3 protein-coding genes are annotated in these 6,911 nt (G+C 43.2%); all 3 read right to left on the reverse strand.

Annotated features, from left to right (window positions below; genetic code table 11):
- Positions 1-52: 52 nt before the first annotated feature.
- Entirely contained in the window at positions 53-5,524 is a 5,472-nt protein-coding gene (locus ACLFWI_RS23805) for an AAA family ATPase (RefSeq protein WP_446414987.1), read from the reverse strand.
- 187 nt (positions 5,525-5,711) lie between these two features.
- Positions 5,712-6,635, reverse strand: a complete 924-nt coding sequence (locus tag ACLFWI_RS23810; protein ID WP_446414988.1) for a type IV pilin-like G/H family protein — start codon at positions 6,633-6,635, stop codon at positions 5,712-5,714.
- 74 nt (positions 6,636-6,709) lie between these two features.
- Complete coding sequence (locus tag ACLFWI_RS23815; RefSeq protein ID WP_446414989.1) at positions 6,710-6,853, reverse strand: SH3 domain-containing protein; 144 nt, start codon at positions 6,851-6,853, stop codon at positions 6,710-6,712.
- Positions 6,854-6,911 lie beyond the last annotated feature (58 nt).

A 6,911-nucleotide genomic window follows, 5' to 3' on the forward strand; every position in this document is an offset into this window, starting at 1 on the left:
AAATGACAAATGACAAATGACAAATGACAAATGACAAATGACAAATGACAAATTATTGCTGTTGACAACGGTTGAGATAGATGTTCGCCACTTGATCTTGAGGATTGACCCGCAGCACCTCAGCAAAGCGTATTTTCGCCTCAGCAAACGCCTTCAGGTTATAAAAATACCAGGCTTCGGTAAAGGTTTGTAACGTGGCTAATTTAGCGGCTTTAATCTGAGATAAATCTGCATCAAACACTTCATAAACGGTTACCAATTCCGATTTCCCCTTCACCTTCACTTTATCAATTAGGCGAATCGCATAATTAGTCGGATCAGATAAACGGGAAAACGTATGATGAGAGATTAATAAGGGGACTTGATAATATTTGGTTAACCCTTCAATGCGAGAGGCTAAATTCACCGCATCACTAATCACCGTGCTATCCATGCGCGAGACTCCACCAATGGTTCCCAGCATTAACCCTCCCGTATTAATCCCAATCCCAATCCGGATAGGAGGATAGCCGGAATTCTGTCGATGTTGATTATAGAGCCTCAGTTGGTGTAGCATAGCAATTCCCGCCTTAACTGCATCATCAGCCTGACCACTAAACAATGCCATAATCGCATCCCCGATATATTTATCAATAAAGCCATTATGGTCAGTAATCGCTGGCTCCATGCGCGACAAATAAGCATTAATAAACTTAAAATTGTCCTCCGGCGTCAGCATTTCCGATAATGTCGTGAAGGAGCGAATATCCGAAAATAGGATTGACATTTCTTTTTGAACATTATCTCCAAACTGGACATCAACAATACTGTCCTTATTCAAAAAATGGAGAAATTGGCGCGGCACAAACCGTTCATACGCCTGATTCAATTCAGCCAAACTGCTATAGAAACGGGCATTTTCAATCGAGGTAGCAGCTTGCGCGGATAGGAGACGCAACAGTTCCAATCGGCTAGCTGTAAATGCTCCTGTCGTCAAATTATTTTCTAAATAGACAATTCCGCTGAGTTTTCCTTGATTAATCAACGGCGCACAGAGAATTGACTTCGGCTGATAGGTTTGAATATAGGAATCTTGCCTAAATTGTCCCTCATTTAGGGCATCATTTAACACCACAATCTCCTGAGTTCGTGCCACATAGTTAATGATGGCGACGGATACCACTTGCGTCTCTTCTAGGTCAGTCGATTGAAAGACCTGAATTTGATTGCACTCTGTACAGGATTGGGTCAGAGTATTCACCTGTCCCTCGGCTTCAATTCGTAGTTTTCCTTTCGTTTCTAAAATCAGAAATCCTTTTTGTGCGCCCGCATTTTCAATCAAAATCTTCATCAACGCCGCCAGTAATTTATCCAATACAATCTCACCGGAAATCGCTTGCGCCGCTTTCATAACGCTGTTTAAGTCAAGATACTCTGACGAATTTTTGCCATTTTGGGTGGTTGTGGTCAGGGTTGAAGTTTTTTGTAATAGCCCCCCAGACTCATGGTTATTCACCCGAGTAAAAAGCCATTGGGAATAGGTAGCTTCTAACTGTTTAACCTTCGCCATTGCCCCCCATCGGGTATAAACGTAATGAGCTTTTTGTAAATAGGTTTGGGCAATTTCTTCCCGACCTAATCGTTGATAGAAATTGCTGGCTCGTTCATAAGCTAGGGCTTCGTCTTGAAGATAACCCTGTTTTTTAGCACCTTGAATGGCACGATCATAATACTCCATTGCTTGCAGGATTTTGCCCCGTAATCCCGCCCGTTCCGCCTCCACTAAGTCATATTTATGCTGAAAGTTACAAGGGGCATAGTCTGCCCAGGTTTGCATTATTTTTTGTTGTTTGGCTATTTTGTTGAGATAGCGTTTGCGTTTACGGGGACTGGCTGAATGGCACAGAGATAAAAGGACTAACGAGGAATAGAAGTTGCTTAAAACATTATTTAATAAGCCATTCACGCTTCCCTTATACTCATCAGCCAACCCAACCAGCCTTTCCGCTTCTTGTTCATCACCAAATAAGTAAGCCAGAAATAACTTCGCCCAATAAACAGATAAAATGGAAATCTGATTATTGGCTGCTAATAAATCAGGAAGGAGGCGATCAAAAACCGTCCAGTCTAACGTCGGATAATGGTCAGCCTCGATTAAGCATAAAGATAAATTCCGCCAAATTGTGATATACCCAATCTGATAATCTTGTTTAAACTGCCGATTCAGTTCCAGATGTTGAGCTTGTTTAGATTCAACCTCAGTTAAGGGCAGTCCGACGAAAAATGAATAAGTACAGTAGTTTACCGTACAGTGACAAGCATATTCAATATCACCATTTTCAATTGCTGTTTGTATCGTATCGAGTAATGGATTTAATGTGGTTATAGCTGGCTCTTTCCAAGGTCGGACAAAAGCATTAAATTGCTGATAGACTTTGGCTTGTACGTCTTTGGCAGGAAAACAGTCTAATAATTTCAACGCTAACTGACCAAAGCGATAGCCTTGCTCAATTGTTTCTTGTTGACCACATAACAGCAAACTATAAACGCTATAGGCGTAAGCGGCGAGGGAGGAATTTCCATGGCGAATACAGAGATTGACCATGGTTAAAATCAGCGACGGTAAGAGGGAGGGTTTGGCAATATAAGCGGGTGCCATCACAGACATTAAAATTCGCAACGCCGCTAATTGAGTGGGTTCAGTCATTTCCGGCAAATCCACTAACGCCTCAACCGTTTGATAAAGTGGAGGTGTTTCAGTTAGCGGGATGTCTAATAGGTTTAACACCTGCTGTGCGGTTTGGATGGCGGACAGCATTTTATTTTGAGAACTATCAAATAAAATTTGAAGTTCATAAACCTTGACTTTATCCATCAGAGTTTGCGCCCGATTTAGCACATCATCGGTTAAAGTTTTGGCGGCTTCAAAATCGGTCAATAAATAGGCAACTTCGATGGCTTCCAGAAATAAGTTGAGGGTCAAGTCATACTGCACCTGCCAACTCTCTGACGGCAGCAGTTCGCGACCGATGGTTAAGTATTTTCTCGCAGGTTCATAAGCAGTTGTGGCTTTCGCTTTCTGACCTGCCCAAAGATTCAATTGAGCTAATTCATGCCGTTCTTCAGGGGATTCGATTAACTCAATACTGATATTCAGATGGTTAACAATATCAAAAAGAGAGTCTGATATCTGGTCGGCTGGCGTATTTTTCAGTAATAATTGACCGACAGTCCGATGCACCGCTTGGCATTGTTCCTCAGGAATCAGAGAATAAGCGGATTGTTGAATTCGGTCGTGGACAAATTGGTATTGAATGGTTAAGGTTTGAATGTCTCTGTGTGTTTTAGAGAAGAGGGAATTCAATGCGCTTATTTGATGTTTATCCAATAAAGCTTGAGTCATATCCGCCTGACTGATTAACTTATAGTCTTCCCCCAAAGGAACAATTAACCCTGCCACGATCGCCTGCCATAATTGCACCGCTATTTCGGATATTGATTTGCCTAAAACTAGGGCTAATGGTTTCAGTTCAAAGGAATTTCCTAAACAAGCGGCAAACTGTAAAACCTGTTGCACTTGGGGCGGTAATATTTTAATCTTATCTGCCAAAATTGCAACAACATTATCGGTAAACTTTTGGGATTGAATCTGGGCTAAATTCCAATTCCACACTCCCTGTTGAGAATTAAACGTGAGTAGCTTTTCTTGATACAAATATTTGATAAACTCATTAATAAAAAACGGATTACCTCCAGTTTTGATCTGAATTAATTCCGCCAAAGCGTGGGCATGATCAGGGGAACATTTGAGCGTTTCTGCAACTAATTGGATAATGCTGATTAATTCCAAGGGCGCTAAAACCATCTCATGAACAATGGTTCCGCTGGCGCGAATTGTCTCGAATGTGAATTGTAAGGGATGGGAAACTGTCACTTCATTATCCCGATAAGCACCAATCAGAAACATCCCGCCGATATGAGACTCAGCCTCACTCTGATCTGAGGAGTTCATCAACCATTCGATCAGTTTCAACGAAGCACTATCCACCCACTGCAAATCATCCAGAAAAATTACTAATGGATGTTCAGGTTTGGTAAAAACTTGGATAAAGTTGTGCAGAACGAACTTAAAACGATTTCGTGATTCTGTGGGAGGTAACTTGGGAACTGGAACCGGTTTGCCGACAATCAGTTCAACTTCAGGAATGACATCAATAATAATTTGAGCATTCCCCCCCAATGCCGCTAAGAGGTGGTTGCGCCACTGGGTTAGTTGGAGGGTGGTTTCTGTTAACAACTGTTTGATTAATTCTCGAAACGCCTGAATCACGGCTGAGTAGGGAATATCCCGTTGATATTGATCAAATTTGCCGCGAATAAAATAGCCCCGCCGTTGAGTAATGGGTTTATATAATTCCTGGACTAGCGCTGACTTCCCTATACCGGAATATCCAGATACAACCATCATCTCCTTGGCGTATTTTCGAGTGTGTAGGGGCGGGTTTAGGGAGTTTTGTGTTGCCGTTGACGATAACTTTTGTTCAAAACTCGCCCTTATTGAGTTTGGCGTTGTTTCTCCTAATAAACTACGTCCAGTAACCCGAATAAAGGTGTCCAGTAGACTTTCAATTTCCCGTTCTCGACCATACAGTTTTTGGGGGATTTGAAACTGCTCAGAAATATCCTGGCAACCTAGGGGAAATAGTTCGATTCTTCCCTTCATCTGTAATTGCATCAGGCAAACCGTTAAATCGGATTTCAGTCCCCAGGCACTTTGATACCGATCTTCAGCATTTTTTGCCAATAATTTCATGACAATAGCAGAGAGGGGGGGCGAAATCTCTGGATTAATCTGGTGAGGCGGAATGGGTTCTTTTGCCAGATGAGCATGAACTAATTCTAGGGGATCATCGGTTTCAAAGGGAAGGCGATGGGTGAGTAATTCATAGAACGTCATTCCTAACGAATAAAAATCAGTCCGATAATCCAGCGCCCGGTTCATTCTCCCCGTTTGTTCCGGTGACATATAGGCTAATGTGCCTTCTAAGACGGAGGGATTTCTCAGAATTGGGTTTTCTTGGGATAAAACCGTGGCAATGCCAAAATCAATGATTTTCAGTTGTCCGGTTTCAGGATTGAAAACAATATTGGCAGGATTGATATCTTTATGAATAATATGAGCAGCATGAATTCTACCTAAGCTTTCGGTGTTGCGAATGGCGATACTCAAGAATTCTTTGAGCGTAAATCCCCGTTCCTGGAGTAAGAGTTTTAACGAGGAACCACCAAAATCTTCAAAGATAATTACCAAGGTGGTTTGATAGGGTTCTAAGCTATAGGCTTGAACCACACCACCAAAATTGAGAGAGCGCGTAATTTGATATTCTTGTTGATAGCGGTTAATTTCTGCGGGCGTAGGATAATCTTGTTTGAGAACTTTGAGGATCACCGACTGCTGATCCGATTCTCGGATACCCCGATAGACTAGAGAGTTACGACTTTCATAGATTTGATCCAGAATCCGACAGCCAGCAACGGTAACCATAGGGTAGATGGGGAAACACTGAGAGGATTGCTTAAAGGTGATAGCCTATCACACGCAGGAGTGAGCGATAAGCTTGTCACACATTTAAATTGGGAATGGGTAGCGAGCAAGATGCTCGCATTATATTACCTATTGCCTATTGCCTATTGCCTCTCCCCACCGCAAGACTCCCTACAGCAGCCCCTACTTACTGTAAAAGACGAGATCCAGCAGGACATTGAATCTCTGTAGAATCGGCTGAAGGTGGAATTGGCATTGGCGGCGGTGAGGTTGCAGGTTGTTCACTCTGACAAATTCCAGAGACGGTTGTCTCAAACCCATCAACGGTAGTGACAAATACCGCACCAATATAGCTGGGAAGTCCCTCATCTTTGGGATGTGCCGTAATCGCGACACTCTGGGCGCGATCGCCTGATGGTACAATTTCGTATGTATATAAGGACGTTTCTAGGTTTGTGGCAATTTCTAGCTGTTCGAGGGTATTGGCAAATTGACGATTTTCTAGATAATACACCTGCTGGGCGCGATTTAAGAGGTTGATGTACTGCATCGGAATCCCTTGGCTGGAACGGTTGGCGCTGGTTTCCAACTCAATTACGGAAATATCTTCGGGTACTGTGGTGTCATCCGATGTCTTTGCCAAAAGTAACGCCGTATCACTAAACGCCGTGGGTCGAGGTTGTCCCGGCGTAACATCTTTAAATTCTAAGCGCAGCTTCCCTTCTGGAGTTAACTCAAAAATAGTTAAGGCGATTTGATCCGGTGTGAGTGCCATATCCAGGTGCATCGGTTGAGTCGCCGTCTGAATTTGGTAGTCTACCTGGATTGCCACAGCCGACCCATCTTGAGCGGGTAATATAAAAAATAATTGGTTATCGGGGGCAAAAATTAACTGGATTGATTCCCCAGATGCCGGATCAGTGGCTTGCCATTCCCCGATTAATTGCTGGGTAATCGGATCAGTTGGCGATCGCATCTCAGATGCAGGAGATGGATTATCCGGTTCAGATTGCGCTGGCGAAGGGACACCACTACAGACAAGCAAGGCGAAAAGAACGAATATCAAACGCGATCGGCACAACTTAAGCAATAGAGAAACAGGATTCATCATAGCCATCCAACCCAGCAACTAATTGATTGGATTTTAACAATGACGAATGACAAATGACGAATGACAAATGACACTTACGTCGCCACCCATCCCGAAAACACCCAGCCACCATTAGCCAGCCGTATCCAGTTCCCCGCCGTCTGATCCGTGGTTGCGATCGCAGCACCATCGGTTACAGTATCCACAACCCGATAGCCTAAACCGGGACCCGATCGCACATTCAAGGGCAAACAACTGTAATTAAATATCTAGCCACCTCTTGTCATTTCTTCCTGA

This window comes from Coleofasciculus sp., from assembly GCF_046539235.1.
Lineage (GTDB): Bacteria > Cyanobacteriota > Cyanobacteriia > Cyanobacteriales > Coleofasciculaceae > Coleofasciculus.